This window comes from Legionella sp. km772 (assembly GCF_003989735.1).
Lineage (GTDB): Bacteria > Pseudomonadota > Gammaproteobacteria > Legionellales > Legionellaceae > Legionella.
In genome coordinates this window covers 1-1,612 of the sequence record NZ_RZGQ01000329.1, presented here as the reverse complement: position 1 = coordinate 1,612, position 1,612 = coordinate 1, and the positions used below count along the sequence as shown (strand labels likewise).

Here is a 1,612-nt window from a genome sequence, read left to right as displayed (position 1 = left end):
CATGTCGATGAAGAAGCCTGGCGGCATACGCCGCCACATGCTCATCCCAGCATGAGTCCAAAAACCATAAAAGCAAGTCCTGGTATAACCAGTGTGCTGCTGTTCTCACCCACCACATACACCATCGATGCAAGTAACTGATGATGCGCCGGGGAGAAACCCCATCTTTGACCATCCATTTAACTTGCTCGCGCGCTTTGCGCAATGTTCTTGCATGAGGAACAATGTGTGTTTGCAAAAGAGGCTGCTTTTCGGGTTGCCAAATTGTCTCTACCCCCCCCCAGTTTGGATTGGTTTTGCTCAACTTGATCCGTGTTAGAAACATTGACAACAGCCTGTGTCATTGTGGTGTTATCCAAAGGTTGCGTCTTTGGATATTGGATGCCTAAAAAATGAAAGCCCCTATCGATGGATCCAATACGCGTTTTTTTACCGGACAAGCGCAGGCGCCTTTCCTGTAATACCTGCATGAGACGCTGTTTACAACGCTTGAGACTACGCTTGGTTTGGCACAGGATAAGAATGTCATCCTGATACCGAAAGTAAGCCACATCCATTTCATTGAATGCGTCATCTAACGGCTTGAGGTAAAGTGCACTAAAAAATTGGGATAAAGGGCCGCGTAACGCAATGCCTGTATCTGGATTCTTATAACCTCTTGGTGTTTCAATTGGATTGACTATAATGCGCTCCAACATCAAATTCAGTTTAGGATCATGGTAATGCGACTGAACATCCTTGACTAATTGATGATGTGATATGGATTTGTAATACGATTTAATATCCGCGCGAATAAGGTACTTTGGCCTCTTCTCTTCCAGAACTTTTTTCACTTGCTCCGTTGCATACTTTACCCCACTCGGACCATGAAGGTGATAACAATTAGGGTTCATGACAAAAGGAAATGTGGGCTTTAACTGATGGAGCAAAACGTGTTGCAGAATACGGTCGGAAAGATAGAGTTGGTCAATCATTTCGTCTGGAAAATAACAACGCTTAAGAAATCGTGGTGTATAACTACCATCGATAAGGGCATGAACTCCTTCAACTAACCAATCATCCAATTCTCGCGCTAAAAAATGAATGTCATGGTTATGGTGGGCTTGATGTTTTTGTTTATGGATCTTGGCAAACAGTTTCCGGCCTATATCCAGCATTGAAGTCAGATCCCAGCGTTTCATACTTTCTATCCTTGCTTAATCCAAGAATTCACTTATCTATTTCTATTACATGGAATAACCAATAACGAGCACTCTAACTTGACTGCTAAACCAGGTGTTATATCATCGCCATTTTAAAACGGATTTGTAGTAATTGATATGGCTGAAGTGATTTCTGTAAATGGTGATGAATTAGTGTTGCAAGTACGGGTTAAACTTGATGGTTCCATGCTGAATATGGAGGAGGCCATTCAATCCGCAGTCAATAAAGTAGGAGGTCTTGCAACAGCAGAGGCATTAAAGCGGTTTGATACAACTGGGGCACCTATTCACCAGGGCCACCTCATGAAAAAAATCTAGCTTAAATCGGTAAATAATGAGAGGCTAGCTTCATTTAAATGGATATAGGAATGAAGCTGGAAGAAGGATTTTTAGATTTTTTTATTTCACTT

1 protein-coding gene and 1 pseudogene are annotated in these 1,612 nt (G+C 42.1%); one reads left to right on the top strand and one right to left on the bottom strand.

The features are described from left to right. Positions 1 to 179: 179 nt before the first annotated feature. On the bottom strand, positions 180 to 1,181 hold the full coding sequence (locus ELY15_RS15675; RefSeq protein WP_233586868.1) for a reverse transcriptase domain-containing protein: 1,002 nt from the start codon (positions 1,179 to 1,181) through the stop codon (positions 180 to 182). A gap of 138 nt (positions 1,182 to 1,319) precedes the next feature. On the opposite strand from ELY15_RS15675, the pseudogene ELY15_RS15670 reads away from it, so the two are divergent. Then, positions 1,320 to 1,505, top strand: a pseudogene (locus tag ELY15_RS15670) (ISKra4 family transposase); the annotation flags it as partial. Positions 1,506 to 1,612: the final 107 nt, after the last annotated feature.

Excerpts from the sequence above, each read along its gene's own strand:
- ELY15_RS15675 (WP_233586868.1), bottom strand. The coding sequence starts at position 1,181 with ATGAAACGCTGGGATCTGACTTCAATGCTGGATATAGGCCGGAAACTG.